The sequence below is a fragment of the Streptomyces hazeniae genome (assembly GCF_031845485.1).
GTDB classification, from domain to species: domain Bacteria; phylum Actinomycetota; class Actinomycetes; order Streptomycetales; family Streptomycetaceae; genus Streptomyces; species Streptomyces hazeniae.
Map to the genome: position 1 here is coordinate 35,004 of NZ_JAVREQ010000002.1, position 22,165 is coordinate 57,168.

21 protein-coding genes and 1 pseudogene are annotated in these 22,165 nt (G+C 72.4%); 11 read left to right on the top strand and 11 right to left on the bottom strand.

What is annotated here, in order from left to right:
* Positions 1-98 precede the first annotated feature (98 nt).
* The 4 genes from RM572_RS03945 to RM572_RS03960 all read right to left on the bottom strand — a co-directional run bounded on the left by RM572_RS03945 (position 99) and on the right by RM572_RS03960 (position 2,667).
* A complete protein-coding gene (locus RM572_RS03945; protein WP_311671863.1) occupies positions 99-1,304 on the bottom strand; it encodes an NAD(P)/FAD-dependent oxidoreductase in 1,206 nt (401 codons plus the stop codon).
* Positions 1,301-1,627 carry a helix-turn-helix domain-containing protein gene (locus RM572_RS03950; RefSeq protein WP_311671864.1) on the bottom strand — a complete coding sequence of 109 codons (327 nt, stop codon included), beginning with the start codon at positions 1,625-1,627 and terminating at the stop codon, positions 1,301-1,303. Before RM572_RS03950 ends, RM572_RS03945 begins: the two co-directional genes overlap by 4 nt.
* The gene (locus RM572_RS03955) at positions 1,627-2,118 is read right to left on the bottom strand and encodes a DUF2975 domain-containing protein (RefSeq protein WP_311671865.1); all 492 of its coding nucleotides are present in this window, start codon (positions 2,116-2,118) and stop codon (positions 1,627-1,629) included. The genes RM572_RS03950 and RM572_RS03955 overlap by 1 nt, the downstream gene beginning before the upstream one ends.
* A gap of 126 nt (positions 2,119-2,244) precedes the next feature.
* Complete coding sequence (locus RM572_RS03960; RefSeq protein ID WP_311671867.1) at positions 2,245-2,667, bottom strand: TOBE domain-containing protein; 423 nt, start codon at positions 2,665-2,667, stop codon at positions 2,245-2,247.
* 227 nt (positions 2,668-2,894) lie between these two features.
* Between RM572_RS03960 and RM572_RS03965 the strand changes: the two genes are divergently transcribed.
* The 3 genes from RM572_RS03965 (at position 2,895) to RM572_RS03975 (ending at position 6,251) form a co-directional block, all read left to right on the top strand.
* Positions 2,895-3,311: a TOBE domain-containing protein gene (locus RM572_RS03965; protein ID WP_311671868.1), complete on the top strand. Its 417-nt coding sequence runs from the start codon at positions 2,895-2,897 to the stop codon at positions 3,309-3,311.
* Between the two features lie 115 nt (positions 3,312-3,426).
* The gene (gene modA / locus RM572_RS03970; protein ID WP_311671869.1) at positions 3,427-4,215 is read left to right on the top strand and encodes a molybdate ABC transporter substrate-binding protein; all 789 of its coding nucleotides are present in this window, start codon (positions 3,427-3,429) and stop codon (positions 4,213-4,215) included.
* Positions 4,216-4,361: 146 nt separating this feature from the next.
* A complete protein-coding gene (locus RM572_RS03975; RefSeq protein ID WP_311672077.1) occupies positions 4,362-6,251 on the top strand; it encodes an ABC transporter permease in 1,890 nt (629 codons plus the stop codon).
* A 52-nt stretch (positions 6,252-6,303) separates the two neighbouring features.
* Here RM572_RS03975 and RM572_RS03980 read toward each other — a convergent pair.
* The 5 genes and pseudogenes from RM572_RS03980 to RM572_RS04000 form a co-directional block, all read right to left on the bottom strand.
* A pseudogene (locus RM572_RS03980) lies at positions 6,304-6,531 on the bottom strand (ATP-binding protein); the annotation flags it as partial.
* Between the two features lie 154 nt (positions 6,532-6,685).
* Entirely contained in the window at positions 6,686-8,755 is a 2,070-nt protein-coding gene (locus tag RM572_RS03985) for a hypothetical protein (protein WP_311671870.1), read from the bottom strand.
* A 7-nt stretch (positions 8,756-8,762) separates the two neighbouring features.
* Complete coding sequence (locus RM572_RS03990; RefSeq protein WP_027764980.1) at positions 8,763-10,004, bottom strand: ATP-grasp domain-containing protein; 1,242 nt, start codon at positions 10,002-10,004, stop codon at positions 8,763-8,765.
* Between the two features lie 141 nt (positions 10,005-10,145).
* Complete coding sequence (gene ychF / locus RM572_RS03995; protein WP_311671871.1) at positions 10,146-11,234, bottom strand: redox-regulated ATPase YchF; 1,089 nt, start codon at positions 11,232-11,234, stop codon at positions 10,146-10,148.
* 81 nt (positions 11,235-11,315) lie between these two features.
* Entirely contained in the window at positions 11,316-11,906 is a 591-nt protein-coding gene (locus tag RM572_RS04000) for a Uma2 family endonuclease (protein ID WP_311671872.1), read from the bottom strand.
* Positions 11,907-12,074: 168 nt separating this feature from the next.
* On the opposite strand from RM572_RS04000, the gene RM572_RS04005 reads away from it, so the two are divergent.
* Complete coding sequence (locus RM572_RS04005; RefSeq protein ID WP_311671873.1) at positions 12,075-12,674, top strand: DUF6542 domain-containing protein; 600 nt, start codon at positions 12,075-12,077, stop codon at positions 12,672-12,674.
* A gap of 94 nt (positions 12,675-12,768) precedes the next feature.
* On the opposite strand, the gene RM572_RS04010 is transcribed toward RM572_RS04005, so the two are convergent.
* Positions 12,769-13,761: a 4-hydroxy-3-methylbut-2-enyl diphosphate reductase gene (locus tag RM572_RS04010; RefSeq protein WP_311671874.1), complete on the bottom strand. Its 993-nt coding sequence runs from the start codon at positions 13,759-13,761 to the stop codon at positions 12,769-12,771.
* A gap of 42 nt (positions 13,762-13,803) precedes the next feature.
* Between RM572_RS04010 and xseA the strand changes: the two genes are divergently transcribed.
* From xseA to RM572_RS04025, 3 genes are all read left to right on the top strand, one after another.
* On the top strand, positions 13,804-15,060 hold the full coding sequence (gene xseA / locus RM572_RS04015; protein WP_311671875.1) for an exodeoxyribonuclease VII large subunit: 1,257 nt from the start codon (positions 13,804-13,806) through the stop codon (positions 15,058-15,060).
* 9 nt (positions 15,061-15,069) lie between these two features.
* The gene (locus RM572_RS04020) at positions 15,070-15,372 is read left to right on the top strand and encodes an exodeoxyribonuclease VII small subunit (RefSeq protein WP_311671876.1); all 303 of its coding nucleotides are present in this window, start codon (positions 15,070-15,072) and stop codon (positions 15,370-15,372) included.
* Between the two features lie 72 nt (positions 15,373-15,444).
* On the top strand, positions 15,445-16,038 hold the full coding sequence (locus RM572_RS04025; protein WP_311671877.1) for a malonic semialdehyde reductase: 594 nt from the start codon (positions 15,445-15,447) through the stop codon (positions 16,036-16,038).
* Between the two features lie 52 nt (positions 16,039-16,090).
* On the opposite strand, the gene RM572_RS04030 is transcribed toward RM572_RS04025, so the two are convergent.
* The gene (locus RM572_RS04030; protein ID WP_311671878.1) at positions 16,091-16,633 is read right to left on the bottom strand and encodes a DUF4245 domain-containing protein; all 543 of its coding nucleotides are present in this window, start codon (positions 16,631-16,633) and stop codon (positions 16,091-16,093) included.
* 282 nt (positions 16,634-16,915) lie between these two features.
* On the opposite strand from RM572_RS04030, the gene glpX reads away from it, so the two are divergent.
* From glpX to RM572_RS04050, 4 genes are all read left to right on the top strand, one after another.
* Positions 16,916-17,950, top strand: coding sequence for a class II fructose-bisphosphatase (glpX, locus tag RM572_RS04035; protein WP_311671879.1), 1,035 nt, complete (start codon positions 16,916-16,918; stop codon positions 17,948-17,950).
* A 208-nt stretch (positions 17,951-18,158) separates the two neighbouring features.
* On the top strand, positions 18,159-18,914 hold the full coding sequence (locus RM572_RS04040) for a GntR family transcriptional regulator (RefSeq protein WP_136182568.1): 756 nt from the start codon (positions 18,159-18,161) through the stop codon (positions 18,912-18,914).
* A gap of 172 nt (positions 18,915-19,086) precedes the next feature.
* Positions 19,087-19,302, top strand: coding sequence for a hypothetical protein (locus RM572_RS04045; protein WP_027764512.1), 216 nt, complete (start codon positions 19,087-19,089; stop codon positions 19,300-19,302).
* Between the two features lie 88 nt (positions 19,303-19,390).
* Complete coding sequence (locus RM572_RS04050; protein WP_311671880.1) at positions 19,391-22,030, top strand: SpoIIE family protein phosphatase; 2,640 nt, start codon at positions 19,391-19,393, stop codon at positions 22,028-22,030.
* Positions 22,031-22,165 lie beyond the last annotated feature (135 nt).

Genomic DNA, 22,165 nt, shown 5'->3' on the forward strand with positions numbered 1-22,165 from the left:
CACTGGCGCACAGGGTACTGTCGCGCGCCCCGCCCGAACAGTGCTTCGACCCCACCTCCGGTCGTCCGCCTAGGACCTGTCCGGGGCCCGGGGCGTCGTCAGGCGGGTGTCCGGCCGCCGCGGAGGGAACGGCCCGGACGGGGCCGCCCGGGGGCGGGGGCCTCGGGGAAGGAACGGTCGCCGAAGAGGACGCGGCCGGCTGCGGCACGTCCGAGCGGGGTGCGGAGGAGGGGGAACGCGGCGGTGGCCATCGCAGGGCTGCGCAGCTGCGCCAGCCCTCTGCGGAGCGTGAGCCGTCCCCGGAACGCGGCGCGCAGCGCGGCGCCGTCGTAGGCCGCCGGCGCGTGGCGGTCGCCGGTCCGCAGCGCGGTGTCGAGCACGGCGGCCGCGTGCTCCGACAGCCGCAGGCACGGGTCCAGGCCGCCGGCGGTGAGGGGCGAGACCGCGCCCGCCGCGTCGCCGACCAGGAGTCCCTCGGCGCAACTGATCCTGCGCAGCACGCCGCCGACGGGGATGGGGCCGCCGCGCCGTTCCACCGCCTCCGCCCGCCGCACGCCGGAGAGTCCGGGCGCCGACGCGCGGAACCGCTTCACCGCCCCGCGCAACCCGTCCGGGAAGCGGTCGGCGTACCCGGCCACGCCGACATGGGCGTGCCGTCCGTCGTCCACCACCCAGGCCAGGTAGCCGGGGGCCAGCGAAGGGTCGAGCACGCAGTGGAACGTCGGTGGCCCGCCGCCGCCTCCGGGCAGCGCGAAGACCTCCTCGGCGCCGACCAGCAGGTGCCGGTTGCGGTCGAGGCCGAGGTCGCGGGCGACGCGGGAGCGGGCTCCGTCGGCCCCCACGACGAACCGCGCCCGGAGCACGGTGGAACCGTCGCGCCCGGCCAGGTGGAAGGTGCCGCCGCCCAGGCGGCCGGCGTAGCGCGTGCCCAGGGCCACGCGCACGCCGGCCACGGCTGCGGCGTCGGCCGCCCCGGCGTAGAGCGGTCCCATGTCGCCCACCCGGAACTCGTCACGGGCGCTGACCAGTTCGACCGGTCGGCGCAGGTTCGGCGGGTAGAGCACGACCCGGCGTATCGGTGGGCCGAGGCGGTCCGGCGGGAGCGGGAAGTCGTCGAGCGTCTTCCGTACGAAGATCCCGGTGGTGCGGACGCCGGTCGTCAGACGCGTACGCCGTTCGGCCAGCACCACGTCGTGGCCCCGGCGGGCGAGGAGCGTCGCCGTGTGCAGCCCGGCCAGCCCCGCACCGACCACCAGGACGTCGGCGGAGGCGCGGGCCCCGAGGCCGGCTCCGGGGGCGCTCATCGGTGCGCGTCCCCGGCAGGCGCGTCCGTCAGGCCCGCCGCTCCGTCGTCGGCTGCTTCGGCCGCATCGGCTGCGTCGGCTGCGTCGGCCTGGTCGGCCTGGTCGGCCTGGTCGGTCCGGTCCGCCTCCCAGCGGAGCAGGTCGCCCGGCTGGCAGGCCAGTACCTCGCAGAGCGCCGCGAGCGTCGAGAAGCGCACCGCCTTCGCGCGGCCGTTCTTCAGTACCGCCAGGTTGGCCGGGGTGATCCCGACGCGCTCCGCGAGCTCTCCGACGGACATCTTGCGGCGTGCGAGCATCACGTCGACGTCGACGACGATCGGCATCAGATCACCTCGTCGAGTTCGGCCTGCATCTGTGACGCCTCGACGTCGCGCGCGACCGCCTGCGCCAGCAGCATCCGCAGCACCAGCACGATCAGTGCCACCGCGAAGACCCCGAGGGCGACACCGCCCAGCAGCAGCACGACGCCCGGCGCCACCTCCTCGCCCGGCGCGAGAACGGCCCCCAGCACGCACACCAGCAGGGCGGCGGCCGTGAAGGCGCCGATCACCACGTCGACGTACCGGAAGGAGGCGGGGGAGAACACCGTCCCGCGGCGCATCATCGTCACCAGTCGCCACACGCAGACCAGGACGGTCTGTGCCGCCACGACGCCGAGCACCACGATCACGACCACCGGAACGCGCCGGTCCGCCAGGCCGGCCTCGTCCATGTCGGCGGCCAGCAGCGTGGCCATCACGGTCTGCACGCCCACCGAACCGGCCAGCAGCGCCACGATCACCACCCGCAGCGCCAGCACCGTCAGCTTGCCCATCGCCACTCCTTCAATCGAACCACGATGGGAATCTATCGAGTTTCGATAGGCGAGGCAAGTGATCGGCTCGTCCGGCTCGTCAGGTCGTGGTCTCGGCTCACCGGGCCGGGGTGCCCGGGGTGCCGGTCACCCGGTCGTCGCGAGTGACAGCTCCGTGGCCTTGACGAGTGCCGTGACGGCGGTGCCGGGGGCCAGGCCGAGATCGGCGACGGCTTCGTTGGTGACCACGGCCGTGAGGTGCCCGCCCCCGACATCGACCGTCACGCCGGTCATCGCCTCGCCGGCCGTGAGCCGGGTGACGGTGCCGGGCAGTCTGTTGCGGATGCTGAGGCCGTCGACCGGTCCGGTGGCGAGGGCCACTTCGGTCGACTTGGCCAGTACGTGGACCGCGGAGCCGACGGTGAGGCCCAGGTCCCTGACCGCGTCCGCCGTCACGGCGGCCGTGAGCTGCGGCCCACTCTCCAGGCGGACTCCCACCGAGGCCATCGCCTCGCCCGTGGTGACGGCGGTGACCGTACCCGCCAGCCGGTTGCGGATGCTCAGGTTCACGACGGAGACCTCCCTGAATCCCGGGGTGGGCGCGCCCTGCGGGTCGGACCGGGCCAGCATCCCCAGTCCCGTCGCGGCAGAGTGGCAGGCACGCCCGAAGGGCCACCCGGATGCCGGTCAGGGCTTTGGCGGTTCCTCCAGCTCCGCTCTCCACCCTCTGTGCACCTGCCATGAAAAAACAGAGATGGTCTTGCAGATGCGAGGATGCCGGGCCTAGCGTGGCGCATATGCAGTCCTACACCATTGGTCAGGCGGCGCGGCTGCTGGGTGTCAGTCCCGACACCGCACGCCGCTGGGCGGACGCCGGTCGGGTCGCGACCCACCGCGACGCGTCCGGACGCCGTCTCGTCGACGGCCGCGCCCTGGCGGCCTTCGCGGTCGAGGTCGCCCAGAGCGGCGGCGGTCAAGGGGGTCAGGGCGGCCACGACGAGGAGGAGCCCTTCACCTCCACGCGCAACGCCTTCCCCGGCATCATCACCTCCGTCCGGCTCGGCGACGTGGCGGCGCAGGTGGAGATCCAGGCCGGCCCACACCGGCTCGTCTCCCTGGTGACCCGGGAGGCCGTCGAGGAACTGGGCCTGGAGGTCGGGATGCGGGCCACCGCCCGCGTCAAGTCGACCAGCGTGCACATCGACCGCGGCTGAACCCGCAGCGCGTCCCCGGTCGCGCTCGGCCGTCCCCGAACCGGCTCCCCGTACCCCACCGACACGCACGCGGCCCGCCCCGGGCCTCGCGCCCTCCCCGCGAAGGAGCCGATCGATGCCCCCTTCCCCCTCCGGGCGGCGCACCGCCGCCGCGCTGCTGACAGCCTCCCTGCTGGTGCCGCTGACCGCGTGCGGCGGCGGCACCGGGGGCTCCGGCACCGGCGACGGCACCCCGGCGAAGAAGAAGATCACGGTACTGGCGGCCGCGTCGCTGACCGACGTGTTCCAGGCCGCCGGGGCGACGTACGAGAAGACGCACCCCGGCACGGACGTCACCTTCTCCTTCGCCGGCTCGCAGGTCCTCGCCGCGCAGGTCTCGCAAGGGGCACCCGCGGACGTGCTGGCGACCGCCAACACCGAGACCATGGACCGCGTGCGGGACGACACCGCGGAACCGGTGGTCTTCGCCCGGAACCGACTGGTGATCGTGACCCGGGAGGGCAACCCGGAGGACCTCGACGCGCTGGAGGACCTGGCGAACCCGGGACTGAAGGTCGTCCTGGCCGCACCGGAGGTCCCGGTGGGCGACTACAGCGAGCAGATCCTCCGGCGGCAGGACCTGCGGGTGGAGCCCGTTTCCCGGGAGACCGACGTGCGCGCGGTCCTGTCCAAGGTCGAACTCGGCGAGGCCGACGCCGGACTCGTCTACCAGACCGACGCCGCGACCTCCCCCGACACGGTCGACGCGGTGACGGTGCCGGACGCCCGGAACGAGATCGCGACGTATCCCGTCGCCACCCTGAATTCCTCCGAACACGCCGAAGCCGCACAGGAGTTCGTCGACTGGCTGACCGGTCCGGAGGCTCAGCGGATCCTCCGCGAAGCAGGCTTCCAGAAGCCGTGAAACGCCCCCACCGCGCCGCCGCGCCCGTCCGTTCCGGGGGGACGGGCGGGCGCGCGCGGCGCCCGGAGCCGGGCGGGACCGACCGGCCCGCACGGCGGTGGACCGGGGGCGCGAGGCACCGCCCGCCCGGCACCGGAGCCCCCGCCCTGCTCGCCGTACCCGCCGTGCTGGCCGTGGGATTCCTGGCCCTGCCGCTCGTCGGCATCCTGGCCCGCACCCCGTGGCCGGACCTCGCCGCGAACCTCACCGCCCCCGCGACCACGCAGGCGCTGCGCCTGTCGCTACTGGTCTCCTTCTCGGCCCTCGGGCTGTCGCTGCTTCTCGGCGTTCCCCTCGCCTGGCTGCTGGCGCGCGCACGGTTCCCCGGCAAGGCCGTCGTCCGGTCGCTCGTCCTGCTGCCCATGGTGCTGCCCCCCACCGTCGGCGGAGTGGCACTGCTGCTGGCCTTCGGCCGCCGCGGCCTGCTCGGCCCGTGGCTGTACGACACCTTCGGCGTCACGCTGCCCTTCTCCACCGCCGGGGCCGTGGTCGCCGCGACGTTCGTCGCCATGCCCTTCCTCGTCATCAGCCTGGAAGGCGCGATCGGCGGGCTCCGCCCCCGCTACGAGGAGACCGCCGCCTCGCTCGGCGCCACCCCGGTCCGGGTGTTCCTCACCGTCACCCTCCCCATGGTCGCCCCCGGGCTGCTGGCCGGAGCGGCCCTGACCTGGGCCCGCGCACTGGGCGAGTTCGGCGCGACGATCACCTTCGCCGGCAACCTCCCCGGCACGACCCAGACCCTGCCGCTCAAGGTCTACCTGCTGCTCCAGGGACAGCCCGAGACCGCCACCTCGGTCTCCCTGCTGCTGCTGGTCATCGCCATGGGGGTGCTCGTCGCGCTCCGCGGCCGCTGGACCGGAACCCCCCGGGCCCGCGTCCAGCAGCCGCCCCCGACCACGGGCGAACCCGACCCCGCTCTTCCCTCGGTCGCCCGGGGCGCACCGCCCTCCGACCCGCGCCGGGACTGCTCCCTCCAGGCCCGCGTCACCGGCTTCAACCATGTGACGCTGGACGCCCCCGGCGGCACGACCCTGGCCGTCGTCGGCCCCAACGGAGCCGGGAAGACCACCCTCCTGCGCGCCCTGCTCGGTCTCACCTCCCGCTCCCACGCCGACATCCGCCTCGGCGACCGCGACGTCACCGGCACGGCACCCCACCGCCGTGACATCGCCTGGGTCCCGCAGGACGGCGCCCTCTTCCCCCACCTCACCGCGCTGGGCAACACCGCCTACGGGCTTCGTGCGCACGGCGTCCCGCGGACCGGGGCCCGGCGCCACGCCCGGCAGTGGCTCGACCACCTGGGCGTCGGCGACCTCGCGCACCGCAGGCCCGGCCGTCTCTCCGGCGGCCAGGCCGGCCGCGTCGCCCTCGCCCGCGCCCTCGCCGCCCGGCCCCGCCTGCTGCTGCTCGACGAACCCCTCGCCGCCCTGGACCAGACCACCCGGGCCCGCGTCCGGCACGCCCTGCGCAGTCACCTCGCGGCGTTCGGCGGCGTCTGCCTGATCGTCACCCACGACCCCGTCGAAGCCGTGTCCCTCGCCGACCGCGTCCTCGTCCTGGAGGACGGACGACTGATCCAGGACGCGCCGCCCACCGAGCTCACGCGCTCGCCGCGCTCGCCCTGGGTCGCCCGCATGCTCGGCCGCAACGCCTGGACCGGAACCACCACCGCCACCGGCCTCGCCACCCGGGACGGCGGACGCCTGCACGTCGCCGACCCGCTCCCCGCGGGCGAGGAGGCCCTCGCCATCATCCCGCCCGAAGCCGTCGCCCTCCACCGCGAACGGCCGCACGGCAGCCCCCGCAACGCCTGGCACGGCACCGTCCGCGAGCTCACCGCGTCCGGAAGCCGCACCCGCGTCCTCCTCACCACCGACGAGACCCCCGACCTCGTCGCCGAGATCACCCCGCAGGCCGCCGCCGAACTCGACCTCGCCGACGGCACCCGCGTCTGGGCCGTCGTCAAGGCCACCGAGACCACCCTCCTCCCCCTTTGACGCGCCTGCTGAAACCGCCCCCCCAGCGCCGGGCCTCACCCGGGGCCCGGACTCACGTCTGCCAGGCGGCGAGGAGGTCACCGGGACCGTAGGCCGCGTCGAGCCCTGCACAGTCGACTCCGGAGCGCGAGACCGCCACGACGGGCACGGGGGCGTCGGTGAGGGCGGCCCGGTGTCGATGGAGAGCGGCCAGGTCGTGCCGGTCGAACGGCGACTGTTCCAGCCACTTCACCGAGCCGACGAAGAGGAGTCGCTTGGCGACGGGGGCCCGGTCGGCGGACGACGTCATGTCACTAACGTCAATGTTACTCACGTGAATGTTAGTGAGATGTCGGCTTAGGGGTCGTGTCGGCAGTTCCGTGGATGCCCGCGGTGGCCCTCGATCAGGCTTGATCGACCCCCACGCCGACGAGACCTCGTGGAGGTGTGGGGTCTCAGGCCTCCAGCGTCGGGGGGCCTTCGAGAGCTTGCAGGGTGCCCGCGGGGAGCCGGTCGCCGCCCCAGCTGCGCTCGACGTAGCCGACGATCCGCGCGACGTCCTCGGCGGGCACCCGCTCCGGTTCGCCGTGCTCGAGCGGGTCCGCGTGGAAGATGTAGAGCCGCGACGCGAACTGGTCGAACGGCAGCGAGGCCTCGCCGAACCGCTCGCCGTTGCCCGCGGTGGAGACGACGACGCCGTCGCCCCAGTCCTGGCCGCTGTCGTTGTTCGGGTTGTAGAAGTACACCCGCATGACGTCCTGCGGGTCCGGCGCGACCCGCAGGATCGTGATCGCGTGCCAGCCGACGTAACGGGCCGCGCTGTCGGTGACGGCGACGCCGGCGGGCTGCGGATGGATCAGCGGCTGGTCGCCGTTGAAGGACGGGTGGTAGCCGGCGTGGAACTGCCGCAGGAACTCGTCGAGGTCGACCAGGTTCCCGGTCGCGACGTCGACGTTGATGTGGAACCCGCGGGCCGACCACCAGCCGTGGAACTCGGGGTTGACCCACCGGTGCGGGTCCCCCGGCCGCGCGGCGCAGCGCCGCCCCATCTCTGCGTAGATCCGGTCCAGGTGCGGTACCGCGATCAGCGACACGGGGTCCAGGTCCATCGGCAGCGTCGTCGCGACTCCGGCCGTGCTCTCCTTCGACGAGATCGGCTGCCCCTCGAAGTGCATGATGATCTCGTCGTCGCGGGCCGCCCAGACGACCATCTGCAGCAGGTAGTCCGGGTCGTTGTAGGACCACATCGACAGCGCGCGGGCCGACTGGCAGGTCGGATTGTCGCCCTGGCCGACGCCGAGCGGCTGGCCCAGCATCGAGAGCACCCCCGCGACCAGCCGAGCCTCCGGCCCCGGCACGTCGCCGAACACCGTCGTCAACCGTTCCCGCGCGACCGGGGAGAGTTCCAGCGCCAGCTGACGCCACAGCGCGGGCACGATCGGCGGCTCGTAGAGGATGCCGCGGTCGAGCAGCAGCGCCAGCCCGTAGATGCACTGCGCGGTCTGCGGGTGCACGGCCACCTCGATCAGCCGGTGCACCAGGGGGCTGTAGCGCATCAGGCAGTTGCGGCCGGTGTCGGACAGCCCGAGCGCCTCCCCGACGAGGTAGTCGCTCTCGCGCAGGAGGAAGCGGAGCAGTTCGGCGTGGTAGGGCGATACCAGGCCGGTGTCGTGCATCGCCCGCGCGAACCCGGTTGCCTCGTACTGCAGGCCGCCGTTGTCCATCGCCTCGAGCCGCGAGCGGAAGACGTCGACGCCCGGGTCCTCCCGGCACGCCTCGGTGGTCCCGAACAGGCTCGTGATGAGCCGGTCGATGCCCTGCCCCGACGTCGTGCCGAGATCCACGTCGGGGTCCTCGCGGTAGCCCGCGATCCGGGTGATCAGCGACTGCACGGCCTCGACCTGGATCGGGCGCTGGCGCAGGATCCGCCAGATCTCGTCGACCAGGTTGTCCAGGACGCTGTCGTAGCCGATCTCGTCGGCGAGGTGGTGGAAGAGGTCCCGGACGAGCTGCGCGGTCCGGCCCTGCCGGGTCCGCTCCGCCTCACCGGGCGGGGTGAACAGCAGCTCCAGGTTCGTCGCCAGCACCTGAGACAGGAACTGGCGGGCGTCCTCGGCGGGCAGCGTCGGGTGCGCGTAGTCGCCGCGGGCCACCGCGAGCATCCGCAGCTCGCTGGTCGCCTCCATGACGACGGTGTCCGCGTCTCCGCTGTGCAGGCTCGGGCCGACGAGCGCCGGGATGAGGATCTCCGGGGACGCCCAGTCCGTCTCCAGGAAGAGCCCGGCCTCCTCGATTGCCTGTGCCCTGGCCTGGACCGCCGCGGCGCCGCCCGGCTGGAGGAGCACGCGCCGCAGTGCTTCCAGGACCCGCCGCAGCTTGGTGTGCTTGCCGAAGTCGCGGGTCTCGGCCATGGCCTGGAGGGCGTCGTCGAGTGAGGTCACGCGCTTGTCCAGCGTCGTGGCCGCACCGCTGACGTCGACGGTCGGTTCCACTAGGTCGTCCTCGGGTAGGTCTCCTGCGTCCATGGGGCCGTCAGACGTAGAAGTCGAGCTCTTCCTGCTTCTTCAACAGGTCGCGCATCCGGTACGGGTCATCGCCGAAGAAGTACACCAGACCCCAGTGCGTGCCGAACGCGGTCCGCTTGGTGACGGTCTCCTCGAGCGGCGTCGAGAGGTCGTGCGACTCGTAGTAGTCGTCGTCCTCGGTCTCCTCGGGGATCTGCAGTTCGCTGACGACGCGACGGCGCGGGTAGACGCCGAAGCAGCCGGCCACCCCGGACGCGTCGACGACCTCGCGCGGGAAGAAGGCGTCGATCTCCTCCTCCGTCGTCTTCGGGTCGAAGGCCAGCACCAGCCCATGGTAGGCGTTGAACCCGTAGGCCCGTTCCAGCAGTTCGAACACCTTGAAGCCCGGCGGCCGGTACGCGACCTCCCCGAAGTACATCTCGCCGTCACTGGTGACGAAATACTCCGGATGCACGAAGCCGAATTCGATGTCGAACGTCTTGATCAGCTTCTCGATCTGCGCCGTGATCTGCGCGCGGTGTTTCTCCAGTTCCGGCGTCGCCGGAACGAACACCGAATAGCCGAGCGTGACGTATTCGGAGATGTTGAGGAACTTGATCTTCCCGTTGTGCACCCACGCCTCGACCGCGAACTCCCAGCCGTCGAGGTGGGACTCCATGAGGACCGGGAACTCCTCGTCCGGAATCGTGTCGACCTCGTCCGGGGTGCGGATGACGCGGTGCCCGAGGCACCCGGCCTTGTCGAACGCCTTGAGGTGGATCGGGTCGTTCGGGTCGCCGTCCAGCTTGAGCAGGGTCTGGTTGACGCGCTTGAGGAAGCGGATCACGTCGTCCCGGTCGTGGGCCTCCTCGAAGATGCCGACCCGGATGCCGCCGAGCTGCGCGCGGCGCTTCATCAGCGCCTTGTCACGCAGCAGCATGGCCTGACCGTACAGACGCGGATTGTCCAGCAGGACAGAATTGATCGCCCCGGCCCATTCCACTGTTTCCTCGAACAGCGGGATGGCGACGTCGACGCCCTCCTTCTGCAGCGTCTCGGCGATCTCCATCGAGCGGTCGTTGAGCCGGTCGAAATTCCACGGCACGTATGGTATGTCGTGCTCGATGCAGTACTCCTCGGCCCATTCCGGCGCCACGACGACATAGCGCCGGTCGAACCGGTCGAGGGCCTCCACCGCGTTGAGACTCCAGCCGAGAAGCGCCACATAGCCTTTGTCCGGGTTCCAGCTGGCCGTTTCGCGCTGTGGCATAGACCTTTTCTCCTTCGGCGTCCGAGCTCGTCGAGGGCGTGGCTGGCACCACCGTACCCGCGCCGCGCAAGCCCCTCACCCCGCGCGCAGCCCCGGCAGCCGTCCCACCCCCGCGGGCACGCCGCCGCGACGTCGTGGAGTTCAGACGTTGAAGCGGAACTCCACGACGTCGCCGTCCTGCATGGTGTAGTCCTTGCCCTCCATGCGGGCCTTGCCCTTGGCGCGGGCCTCGGCGACGGAGCCGGTCTCGACCAGGTCCTCGAAGGAGATGACCTCGGCCTTGATGAAGCCCTTCTGGAAGTCGGTGTGGATCACGCCGGCCGCCTCGGGGGCGGTGGCGCCCTTCGCGATGGTCCAGGCGCGGGACTCCTTGGGGCCGGCCGTGAGGTAGGTCTGGAGGCCGAGGGTGTCGAAGCCGACGCGGGCGAGGGTGGCGAGGCCGGGCTCGTGCTGGCCGACGGACTGGAGGAGCTCCACGGCGTCCTCCTCGTCCAGCTCGGCGAGGTCGGCCTCCAGCTTGGCGTTGAGGAAGACGGCCTCGGCCGGGGCGACCAGGGCGCGCTGCTCGTCCTTGAAGGCGTCGTCGGTCAGCTCGTCCTCGTCGACGTTGAAGACGTAGATGAACGGCTTCGTCGTCAGCAGGTGCAGCTCGTGCAGCGGCTCGGCGGCCTCGGTGCCCTGGCGGATGCCGGCGGAGAACAGCGTGCGGCCGTCCTCCAGGATCGCCTGGGCCTCCTGCACGGCCTTGACCTGCGCCTGCTTGTCCTTCTTGATCCGTGCCTCCTTCTCCAGCCGGGGAAGGACCTTCTCGACGGTCTGGAGGTCGGCGAGGATCAGCTCGGTGTTGATCGTCTCGATGTCGTCCGCGGGGGAGACCTTGCCGTCGACGTGGACGACGTTGTCGTCCTTGAAGGCGCGGATGACGTGGCAGATCGCGTCCGACTCGCGGATGTTGTGCAGGAACTGGTTGCCCAGCCCTTCGCCCTTGCTGGCGCCGCGCACGATGCCGGCGATGTCGACGAAGTCGACGTTGGCCGGGATGACCTTCTGGGAGGAGAACAGCTCGGCCAGCTTGTCCAGCCGCGCGTCCGGGAGGCCGACGACGCCCACGTGCGGGTCGATGGTGGCGAACGGGTAGTTGGCCGCCAGCACGTCGTTCTTGGTCAGGGCGTTGAACAGGGTCGACTTGCCGACGTTCGGCAGGCCGACGATTCCGATCGTGAGCGACACGTGGCGACTTCCCGTAGCGGTGTGGGTGGCTTCGACGGCCCGGTGAGGTGCGGGCCAGTCCACCAGTCTACGGGCGCCCTGCTACGGCTGCGGACGCCCGTCCAGGGACGGGAAGAGCGAGCTGTCGAGCAGCGCGGGCAGCGGCTCCGGGAGCTGGAGCTTGTCGCCCCAGGGGACGGTGTGCCGCGCCCGGTACTCCCCGTGCGAGGGGTCGGAGAAAAGAGTGATCTCCTCGGCGAACGGGTCGACCAACAGGTAGAGCGGGATACCGGCCACGGCGTACTGCTTGCGCTTCGCGACGCGGTCGATCGTCTGGCTGGACTTCGAGACGACCTCGGCGGTGAAGACCACCTCGAGGGACGGCACGGTGGACGCCCATGTGTCGAGCGTCGCGACGGGAGCGACGAAGAGATCGGGGATCGCGTAGTCGTCGCTCCCGGGGGCCTTGTCGACGCCGAGGTTGACCTCGAAGTCGTACCCCTCGGGAAGATCCCGCTCCAGAGCCCTGCCCAGTTGGCGGACGATCCGACCGTGCTTGCCGGCGGGTGCAGGCGTCACGACGATGACCCCCCCGATGATCTCCACCCGGTAGCCCTCGGGTACCGGGAGTCCGTGGGCGACCTCGCGCAGGCTCGTCGTCGCCACTGCTGCCTCCGGAAGCGTTGCAGTCATATGGTCAAACACCTCCACCCCGCCTCAACGATGCCACGGGCCCGTGGTCACGGCCATCGAACTGGGGGATGAAGGTGCGCCCGTGCGTGTCCATGCGGGCGTGGCGGGGGAGAACGTGCCTACCGTGATGGATTGGATCAGCGGAGCCTGAGCGGAGAGGCGAGGTTCATGCGAGAGCTGCGCAGGCCGCCCGGAGGCGGGCCCACCGGGCGGTTCGTCCGCCGTGGACGCCTGGCGGAGGCCGTGGAGCGGCTGCCCCGGCCGAGGCTGACGGCGCTGGGCGTCGGCGTGCTCGTGGTCGTGCTGATGCTGCTGCTCGGGGCGCTGGACGCGCTGCTGCTGGAGGGGCACAGGCCGAGCTACGGCGTGTGCTTCGTGATGGTGTCCGCCGCCGGCGCGTGCTGGGTGCGGCCCGCGGAGCTGTACGCCGCGCCCGTGGCGGCGCCGCTCGCGTTCACGGCCGGGCTGCTGTTCGTCAGTCCGGGGTCGGGCGGCTTCGCCGGGGTGATGATGGGGCTGTTCACCGGCCTGTCGACGGAGGCCGCCTGGGTGTACGGGGGCACGCTGCTGGCCGGGCTGATCGTGCTGGTGCGGCGCGGGCTGGACGCCGCGCGCCGGCGTGCGGAGCGTGTCGAGAGCGGCGCGGGCTTCGGCGCGCTGCCGGCGGGCGCCACGGCGCTGGGCGCACAAGCGCCCGCCGGGGCGCCCGCGGGAGTGGGACGCGCCGTCCGTCGCGGCCGGCCCGCCCGCCGCCCCCAGGCGGGCTGACGGCCGGGGCGGGCGTTCGACGGCGGGGCGGTGTGCGGACTGCGTGGGCCGGGGCCCGTCCGTCGGCGTCCGCCCGCCGCGTGCGCGGTCCGCGTCAGCGGACCTTGTCGGCCGCCTCGGATCGCAGGTCGCGACGCAGCTCCTTGGGGAGGGAGAACTGCATGTGCTCCTCGACCGGCTGCACCAGCTCGACGTCCTCCCAGCCGCGCTCCTGGAGCCACTCCAGCACGCCGTCGACCAGCACGTCCGGCACGGAGGCGCCGGAGGAGAGGCCGACCGTGGTGACGCCCTCGAGCCAGGTCTCGTCGATCTCGGAGGCGTTGTCGACCAGGTGGCCGTCCTTGGCGCCGTGCGCGAGGGCCGTCTCGACCAGGCGCACCGAGTTGGAGGAGTTCTTCGAGCCGACGACGAGGACCAGGTCGGCCTCGGCGGCGACCTTCTTGATCGCGGTCTGCCGGTTCTGCGTGGCGTAGCAGATGTCGTCGCTGGGCGGGCTCAGCAGGTTCGGGTAGCGGCCCTTGATCGCGTCGACCGTCTCCATCGTCTCGTCCACCGAAAGAGTGGTCTGGGACAGCCAGACGACCTTGTCGGGGTCGCGCACCTCCACGTTCTGCACGTCGTCGGGGCCGTCGACGAGGGTGATGTGGTCGGGGGCCTCGCCGCTGGTGCCGATGACCTCCTCGTGGCCGTCGTGGCCGATGAGGAGGATGTCGTAGTCCTCATTGGCGTACCGGACGGCCTCCTTGTGCACCTTGGTGACCAGCGGGCACGTGGCGTCGATGGTGGCCAGCTTGCCGCGCTCGGCCTCCTCGTGGACGACGGGGGCGACACCGTGCGCGGAGAAGATGACGATCTCGCCCTCGGGGACCTCCTCGGTCTCCTCGACGAAGACGGCGCCCTTCTTCTCCAGGGTCTGCACGACGTACTTGTTGTGGACGATCTCGTGCCGCACGTAGATCGGGGCGCCGTACTGCTCGAGGGCCTTCTCGACGGCGATGACGGCGCGGTCCACGCCGGCGCAGTACCCACGGGGGGCGGCGAGCAGGACGCGGCGGTCGCGGGCAGGCGTTGCAGTCATGACCCCCATCGTACGGGCGGCCTGTCGGCGGGACCCCGTAGCCTCGTCCGCATGGCACTCCAGACGACGGCCGAGACTCCGGTGACGGTCGGGAAGATCTCGCAGCTCATCGGGCAGTGGGTCCACCGGCTGGGCGCGGTGTGGGTGGAGGGCCAGATCACGCAGCTCAATCGCCGTTCGCGGCAGAGCTGGGTGTATCTGACGCTGCGTGACCCGTCGCAGGAGGTCTCGCTGTCCGTGGTGTGCCCGCCGGACGTCTTCGACCGTGTGGGGGACACCGTCACGCAGGGCGCGCGCGTCGTGGTGTACGCCAAGCCGTCGTGGTACGCGCCGCGCGGCTCGCTGTCGCTGCGGGCGACCGACATACGGCCGGTGGGCGTGGGCGAGCTGCTGGTCCGGCTGGAGCAGTTGCGGAGGGCGCTCGGCGCGGAGGGCCTGTTCGACGCGGACCGCAAGCGGCCGCTGCCGTTCCTGCCGCAGCGGATCGGCCTGGTGACCGGCCGCGCTTCGGACGCCGAGCGGGACGTGCTCCGGAACGCCGCGCTCCGCTGGCCGGCGGTGCGCTTCGACGTGCGGCAGGTGGCAGTGCAGGGCGTGCACGCGGTGCCGCAGGTCACCGAGGCGGTGCGGGCGCTGGACGCCGACCCGGAGGTGGACCTGATCATCGTCGCGCGCGGCGGCGGCAGCCTGGAGGACCTGTTGCCCTTCTCGGACGAGGGCCTGGTCCGCGCGGTCGCGGCCTGCCGTACGCCGGTGGTGTCCGCGATCGGGCACGAGCGGGACGCGCCGCTGCTGGACCTGGTGGCGGACCTGCGGGCGTCCACGCCCACGGACGCGGCCAAGCGCACGGTGCCGGACGTGGGCGAGGAACGGGAGCGCGTACGGGCGTTGCGCGAGCGGGCGTGGCGGGTGATGGCCGGGTTCCTGGAGCGGGAGGAACGCGGGCTGGCCGACGTGTGCAGCCGTCCCGCGATGGCCGACCCGCACGTGCTGCTGGAGGACCGGGCGGAGGACGTGGCGATGCTGCTCGGGCGCGCCCGCCGCTGCTTCGGGCACCGGCTGGACCGGGCGGAGGACGACCTCACGCACACCCGGGCGCGGGTGGTCGCGCTGTCGCCGGCCGCGACGCTGGAGCGCGGGTACGCCGTGCTCCAGCGGGCGGACGGCGGCGTGGTGCGCAAGCCCGCCGAGGTGGCGCCGGGGGAGGCGCTGCGGGCGCGCGTCGCGAAGGGCGCGTTCGGGGTCACCGTGGACGCGGCCGGCGGTGCGGACGCGGGCGGCGCGGGCGGTGTCGGTGACGGCGCTTAGCCTGTCGGCATGACGCAGACGCAGGAATCCCCGCTGAGCTACGAGCAGGCCCGCGGTGAGCTGGTGGAGGTGGTCCAGCGGCTGGAGGCGGGCGGCTCGACGCTGGAGGAGTCGCTGGCCCTGTGGGAGCGGGGCGAGGAGCTGGCCCGGATCTGCCGGGAGTGGCTGGAGGGTGCGCGGGCGCGGCTGGACGCGGTGCTGGGCGGCGCCGACGGGGAGGCCGAGGACGCCGAGGACGAGGACGCGGCGGGCGCCTCCGACGACGGGGCCGGACCGGGCGAGGGTGACGAAGAGGACACCGAGAACGTTTGATTGAAGTTTCAAGGTTTCCTACGGTGACGGGAGCGTCCGAACCGACGACCCCCGCACGTGAGGCTTCGCACCATGGCACTCGCCCTCGACCCGACCGCTCAGGACCTGCTGTTCCGTGAGGCCCACACCGCCCACACGTTCACCGGCGAACCGGTGGACGAGGAGCAGATCGCGGCGGTCTACGACCTGATCAAGCTGGCGCCGACGGCCTTCAACCAGTCGCCGCTGCGGATCACGCTGGTACAGAGCGCGGAGGCCCGGAAGCGCCTGGTGGCGCAGATGGCGGAGGGCAACCGGCCGAGGACGGCCACCGCCCCGATGACCGCGATCCTCTCCGTGGACCTGCGCTTCCACGAGCGCCTGCCGGAACTGCTCCCGTCGGCGCCGCACATCAAGGACGCCCACTTCTCCGAGCAGGGGCCGCGGGAGGCGGCGGGAACCTTCAACGCCACCCTCCAGGCCGGTTACTTCCTGCTCGGAGTCCGCGCGGCGGGTCTCGCCGCCGGCCCGATGACCGGCTTCGACGCGGACGGCGTCGACAAGGAGTTCTTCGGCGACGGGCGGCAGAAGGCGCTGCTGGTGGTGAACATCGGCCGCCCCGGGCCGGACGCCTATCGCCCGCGCAACCCGCGCCTCGCGGCGGCCGAGGCCGTCACGACGGTCTGAGCCGCCGTTACGACGGTCTGAGCCGCCGCGGCGGCGACGGCGCGTCCGGGCGTCAGCTCTTCGCGGTGCGGGGCTCGAGCGCTGCGGCCAGCCGTTCGAGCTGCTTCGCGGGTGCCGTGCCGGTGACCACGGTCGTCACGTCCGGCTGGACGCGCACCAGCGCGTCGTACTTCTCGCCCGCGTACCGCGTCCACGTCTCGCCCTCGATGTGCACGCTCCGGCCGGTCTTCTCGGCGCCGTACGTCACGTCGTCGACGAATCCGCGGGGGTCCGCGTCGCTCTGCTCCACGGCGGCGTACTCGTTGCCCGGTGCCATGAAGCCGAGGTGCCACGCGGCTCCGTCGCCGCCCGCCCCCTCGTACCGGACCGAGGTGGCGCGCCACTCCTGCGGAAGCCCCTCCGGGGTGGCGATCGGGTACGGCGCCGCGCGGGAGGCCGTCTTCACCTCGACCGAGTAGTCGACCACCCGGACCGGGTCCTTGCTCCCGTCGTGCGGGATGAACAGGTAGATCACCCCGGCGGCGAGGGCGACCACGGCGACCGAGAACACCATGTCCCGGATCGTCTGGGTGCCGCGCTTCTTCTCTGCTGCCACCCCGCCATGGTCTCTCACGGCCTTCGGCGGCCCGAGACCGGGGCGGCCCGGGACCGGCGGCGCCCCGTCCCGGGCTGACGAGGTGCCCCCGGCCGGCAGGGTGGGGCGCCCCGGGACGAGAGGGGCATTCCGGCGGGGGAGAACACCCGAGGCGGGGGCACTCGGACGCCGCCCGCCCGGAGAGCGCTCAAACGTGGGCCATGCCGCTCACTCTTTCGAGTGCTGTATAGAGTCGGGGGAACCCTCGTCCACGGCCGTCGCCGTACAGAAAGGTGCGCTCCGATGACGGAACACCACCACCTGCCCGAACAGCTCGAGCCCGGCCCCGAGGCGCCGGACCGCAACCTGGCCCTGGAACTGGTCCGTGTCACCGAGGCCGGGGCGATGGCCTCGGGTCGCTGGGTGGGGCGCGGCGACAAGAACGGCGCGGACGGCGCCGCGGTGAAGGCCATGCGGACCCTGGTCTCGACCGTGGCGATGAACGGCGTGGTGGTCATCGGCGAGGGTGAGAAGGACGAGGCGCCGATGCTGTTCAACGGCGAGCGCGTCGGCGACGGGCACGGTGCGGAGTGCGACGTCGCCGTGGACCCGGTGGACGGCACGACGCTGACGGCCAAGGGCATGGGGAACGCCGTGTCCGTGCTGGCGGTCGCCGAGCGCGGCGCGATGTTCGACCCGTCGGCCGTCTTCTACATGGACAAGCTGGTCACCGGTCCGGAGGCGGCGGAGTTCGTCGACATCAACGCGCCGGCCTCGGTCAACGTGCGCCGGGTGGCCAAGGCCAAGGGGCTGGCGCCGGAGGACGTCACGGTCGTGGTCCTGGACCGGCCGCGGCACGAGGGCATCGTCAAGGAGATCCGCGAGTCGGGCGCGCGGATCAAGTTCATCTCGGACGGTGACGTGGCCGGCGCCATCATGGCGGTGCGCGAGGGCACCGGTGTGGACATGCTGTTGGGTGTCGGCGGCACCCCCGAGGGCATCATCGCGGCCTGCGCGATCAAGTGCCTCGGCGGCACGCTCCAGGGCAAGCTGTGGCCGAAGGACGAGGCGGAGAAGCAGCATGCGCTGGACGCCGGCCACGACCTGGACCGGGTGCTGGAGACCGACGACCTGGTCCGTGGTGACAACGTGTTCTTCGTCGCCACCGGCATCACCGACGGGGACCTGCTGCGCGGGGTGCGCTACCGCGCGGAGACCGCCTACACGCAGTCGCTGGTGATGCGGTCCAAGTCGGGCACCATCCGGCAGATCGACTCCACCCACCGGCTGGCGAAGCTCCGCGCCTACAGCGCGGTCGACTTCGACCGGGCCCGCTGACCCCCGGCCTCCTGACGCCCCGGCCCTCCGGCCCTCCGGCCCTCCGGCCCACCGGCCCCGGGCCACCGCCCGCTTTCCGGCCGCTCCGCCGACTTCTCCGGGCCTCTGAGCTGCAGTTCATCACTTCGGGTGAATCCTTGGCCGGATATTGCGCGCTGCGACCCACGGTTGCCAAGCTGTTGCTCACGGTCAAACCCCGGGAGGGTACGTGGCATTCGGTGAGCAGCCCGCATACCTGCGCGTCGCCGGCGATCTCCGGCAGCAGATCGTCGACGGGAGCCTTCCGGCGCACACCCGCCTGCCGTCCCAGGCCCGCATCCGGGAGCAGTACGGCGTCTCCGACACGGTGGCGCTGGAGGCACGGAAGGTGCTGATGGCGGAGGGTCTGGTGGAGGGCCGTTCCGGCTCGGGGACGTACGTGCGGGAGCACCCGGTGCCGCGCCGCGTCGTCCGCACCGGCTACCGGGTGCCGGGGAGTGAGTCCGGTCCGTTCCGGCAGGAGCAGGGGGACGACGAGGTCAAGGGCACCTGGGAGGCGTACAGCGAGCAGGAGGAGGCGTCCCCGGGTACGGCGGAGCGGCTCGGCGTGCAGCCCGGGGCGCGGGTCATGCGCACCCGCTACCTCTTCCGCGAGGAGGGGGAGCCGGTGATGCTCTCCACCTCCTGGGAGCCGCTCACGGTCACGGGTCGCACTCCGGTGATGCTGCCCGAGGAGGGGCCGCTGGGCGGGCGCGGAGTGGTCGAACGCATGGCGGGTGTCGACCTGGTCGTGGACAACATCGCGGAGGAGGTCGGCGCGCGGCCCTGTCTCGCCGACGAAGCGGTGGCGCTGGGCGGCGTTCCCGGCCAGATCGTGCTGGTCGCGCACCGCACGTTCTACGCGGGTGGGCGCCCGGTCGAGACGGCGGACGTCGTGGTGCCCTCCGGCCGTTTCCGGCTCGCCTACCGGATGCCCGTGGGCTGAGGTCCGCGAGGCGCGGAGCCGAGGGCTTGCCGCAGGGCAGGGAGACCGGCTCAGGAGACACGCAGGAGGAGGAGGGGGAAACGGGGAGAAGTCCGAACGAGCGGCCGAAAACGTTCGCCCTTGGTGCCATGATGAATGCGGTGCGTGAGGGGCGGGTTATAGGCTTTGGCATATGCGGAATGCGAACGGTGACGGCGGTGCCGTGCTGCCCTGGCTGCTCATACGCCAGGACGGCCTCGGCAACCGGTACCGCGTGGGAAGCTACGCCACCCGTGACGAGGCCGAGCAGGTCGCCGACCGGCTGGAATCCGGCACGGTGACCTCCGGCGCGGACGCGGGCGCCTACCTGGTGGAATCGCGCGACGGCGGGAGCGGTGCGCGAGGCTGAGCACGTGCAGAATCGGGTATGTAGAGATTAGTCTCACTTGGCCAGGATGTCCGGCCAGGGCGGATACCCGATCAGGGACGTGGGCGGCGTGGCAGAGACCGCGGGACCGGAGGGCGTGAACAGCGAAACGACGCGCGACGGTGTCCGCGCCGCGCCCGCGGACGGGGGTGACGCGCTCGGTGCGGCTCCGGGGCGCCCGCGCGGCGTCTCACCCAACGAAGCGATGTCCTCCCTGCTGGACACACTGCGGCTCGGGGTCGTCATCCTCGACACCCGCCGCCGCGTCATGCTGTGGAGCGGCACGGCGGAGGAGATCCTCGGCTGGCTCCCGGGCCGCCTCGTCGGCAAGCCCGTCGAAACGTTCCTGCGTCCCTTCGAGGGCATGAGCCCCGAGCAGCAGGCCGAGGACATCTTCGCCTGCCTGCGCCGCGAACGCCGCTGGCGCGGCATCCTCCGCGTCCATCACGCCGAGGGCCACCCGGTCACCGTGGAGAGCCGTGCGTTCCTGCTCTCCGACGGCGCCGCGGCCCCCTACGTCGCACTCAGCCTGGCCGACGTCGGCCAGCTCCGCGCCATCGACCACGACCTCGCCGCTCTGCACGCCCTCTTCGGCTCCTCCCCGCTCGGCATCGGACTCTTCGACACCGAACTGCGCTACGTCCGCGTCAACGAGGCCCTGGCCCGGCTCAACGGCGTTCCCGCCGGGGAACACCTCGGCAAGACCGTGCACGACGTGCTGCCGCCCGGCATGGCCGAGGAGATCACCCAGGTGCAGTCCACCGTGCTCCGCACCGGCCGCTCGGTCATCGACCTGGTCACCAACGCCCCCGACGGCATCGGCGCACGGTCGGTGTCCTACAGCCGCCTCACCGACGACTTCGGTCACGTCCTCGGCCTCAGCTGCGCCGTGATGGACGTCTCCGAGCGCCGCGACGCCCTGGAGAAGATCGAACGGGCCCGGCAGCGTCTCGCTCTCCTCGACCACGTCGGCGTCGCCCTCGGCGACTTCCTCGACGTCCGCAACATCGCCCAGGCCCTGGCCACCGCCCTGGTCCCGCGCTTCGCCGACTACGCGGGCGTGATGCTCGTCGGCAACCTGGCGCACGGCGGCGACCTGCCCGGTCGTACACCCACCTCCGGCACCCCCCTGCTCCAGCTCGGCGTCGCCGCCCGCGACCGCGGCCCGTCGGTGCGCCGGATGCTCCGCGTCGGCCAGGACATCGCCTTCGAGTCCGGCTCCTACTTCGGCCGCACCCTCTCCACCGGCGCCCCCCACCTGATCACCTCCCAGGAGGAGCTGCGCGCCGCGACCTACGCGGACGACCCCAAGGTCGTCGCCGCGCTGGACCTGGGCATCCACTCGCTGATGGTGGTCCCGCTCCGCGCCCGCGGCATCGTGCTGGGCCTGCTGGTCGTCAGCCGCGCCACCGAGAGCGACCCCTTCGACCACGACGACCTCGCGCTCGCCATGGAGCTGGCAGACCGGGCCGGCACCTCCCTGGACAACGCGCGCCTCTACGCCCGCGAGCGCGAGGGCGCCCTGATGCTGCAACGGACCCTGCTGCCGCAGTCCGTGCCCTCGCCGCCCGGCGTGCAGGTCGCCTACCGGTACGTGCCCGGCAGCAGCGGCACCGAGGTCGGCGGGGACTGGTTCGACGTCATCCCGCTGGCGGGCGGCCGGGTCGCGCTCGTCGTCGGCGACGTCACCGGGCACGGCCTGCGGGCCGCCGCGACCATGGGCCGGCTCCGCACCGCCGTCCGCACGCTGGCCGGCCTGGACCTGCCGCCGGACGAACTGCTGCGCCGCGTCAACGACCTGGCCGACGACCTCGCGCCCGGGCCCGACGACCCCCTGCTGGCCACCGCCCTCTACGCCGTCTACGACCCCTCCACCCGCCGCTGCCACCTCGCCAAGGCCGGCCACGTGCCACCCCTGCTGCTGATGCCCGGACCGGAGGGAGGCTGGCGGTCCCGGGTCCTCGACCTGCCGTCCGGGGCGCCGCTGGGCGTCGGCGGCGTCCACTTCGAGACCACCGAACTGGAGGTGGAGGACGGCGCGGTGCTCGTCCTCTACACCGACGGCCTGATCGAGAACCGCGGCGAGGACATCACCGACGGCATCGAACGCCTCCGGGACCTGCTCTGCGCCCGTACGCCCGCGCCCTCACTCGACGACGCCTGCGACGCCGTCGTCGCCACCCGCGCCTCCAGCGGCGCCCGCGGCGACGGCTCCCGCGGTGCGTTCGCCGGAAGTGTCCGCCTCGGGGACGAGCCGCACCGTTCCCGGTCCGCCTCGCCATCGGTGCCGGCCGACGACGCGGCGCTGCTCATGGCGCAGCTCGGCGGCCTCCCCGAAGGCAGCGCCGCCTCCTGGACGTTCTCCGCCGAGAGTTACGCGGTGCGCCGTGCCCGCTCGGTCGTCCGCGACACACTGCGGGACTGGAACCTGCACGAACTCATCGACAGCACCGAGCTGTTGGTCAGCGAACTGGTCACCAACTCGCTTCGCTACGCGCATGGACCGATCGGTGTGCGCATGGTCCGCGGGGGTTCGCTGCTGGTCGAGGTGTCCGACCCGCTGCCCGACCCGCCGCAGCCGCGCAGCGCCACCGAGGAGGACGAGGGCGGCCGCGGCATCCAGTTGGTCGCCCGGGAATCCCGCAGGTGGGGGACCCGCCACGGCCCGCTGGGCAAAACAGTCTGGTTCGAGCTCCCGCTGCCTGGTTAGGAGACATCAAGGACCCTGCGAACGGGGGTCGAGCAGGACGGTGCCTGCGGGCGTTCCGCCGAAAACCGGAAGAACGCGTGCAGTGACCGGGAAGGGTATGGCGCGTGGGCACGGACCTGCGACAATGCTCCGACC